This is a genomic window from Acinetobacter sp. ANC_7511 (assembly GCF_056779975.1).
Map to the genome: position 1 here is coordinate 1 of NZ_JBWYIY010000043.1, position 1,290 is coordinate 1,290.

General features: G+C 41.3%; 1 protein-coding gene and 1 pseudogene. Both read right to left on the bottom strand.

The annotated features are described in order from the left end of the window. Positions 1-260 (bottom strand): annotated as a pseudogene (locus tag AC1M9L_RS14705) (type VI secretion system tip protein VgrG); the annotation flags it as partial. Positions 261-517: 257 nt separating this feature from the next. After that, a partial coding sequence (locus AC1M9L_RS14710; protein WP_481592546.1) for an FAD-dependent oxidoreductase occupies positions 518-1,290 on the bottom strand: 773 nt, incomplete at its 5' end.

Genomic DNA, 1,290 nt, shown 5'->3' on the forward strand with positions numbered 1-1,290 from the left:
GTGGTTCTAAACAGGGTTCCTTGATCGGTGACTTGATCGACGGCCACTTGTGTGCCGATGAATTGTTTGAGTGGAATTAAGGCATTGGTCGTGAGACAGATGAGTTCTGCTTGCACGCCTTCGTTAAGGGCATGGCTGCCATCGATGCGTTGTAGGAAGACTTGGCTATTCAGCTGTGAATGACTGAATTGGATGTGGAGGGCTCTGTTTTGGGCAGTTAGACCGAGCTGTTCCAATGCCGAAAAGATGTTGGCAAGCATGGTTATTATCTGCTTTTATAATTTAATAAGGCTAAAGAATTTCTTAATATTTAAACAAAAAATAGACACGATAAACAGGTCGTGTTACACAAAACACCCATTTATTGTGAAATAAAATTACAAATAAAATACAGATTTGATTTAAAAAATAATATAAAGCAAGTGAATGATTACAAAAAAAGAGGCTGAAGTGTTAGCATCTTCAACCTCTGTAAACTACAAAACTAAGAACTTCTTATTTAAAGAATACGATTGAACTACTGTCCAGAACGAATGATGTAATCAAACGCTGACAGTGATGCTTTCGCGCCTTCACCAGTGGCAATGATGATTTGTTTATAAGGTACTGTTGTACAATCACCCGCAGCAAATACACCTTTTACATTGGTTTCGTTGCGATCGTTAATCACAATCTCACCACGGTTGGTCAACTCAACTTGGGTTTCTTTTAAGAAATCCGTGTTGGGTAACAAACCGATTTGTACGAAGATCCCCGCCAATTCAACTGTGTGCTCTTCATCTGTCGCACGGTCTTTGTATTTCAGTGCAGTGACTTGTTTGCCATCACCAACAACTTCAGTAGACAACGCATTTTTGATGACAGTCGTGTTTGGAAGACTGGTTAACTTGTCTTGAAGGACTTGGTCAGCACGTAGTTTAGTATCGAATTCAACTAATGTTACATGTTCAACGATACCAGCCAAATCAATCGCAGCTTCAACACCAGAGTTACCACCACCGATCACAGCCACACGTTTGCCTTTGAACAATGGACCATCACAGTGTGGGCAGTACGCAACACCACGTGTTTTGTATTCTTGCTCACCTGGTACATTCATTTCTCTCCAACGTGCACCTGTAGACAGGATGACCGTTTTCGATTCAAGTTTTGCACCATTCTCTAAAGTCACTTCAACTAAACCGTTGGCAGTTTCATCTGCACCTTTGATGTCAGACACACGTTGTAAGTTCATGATGTCGACACCGTATTCACGAACGTGTGCTTCCATTTCAGCCGCAAACTTAGGAC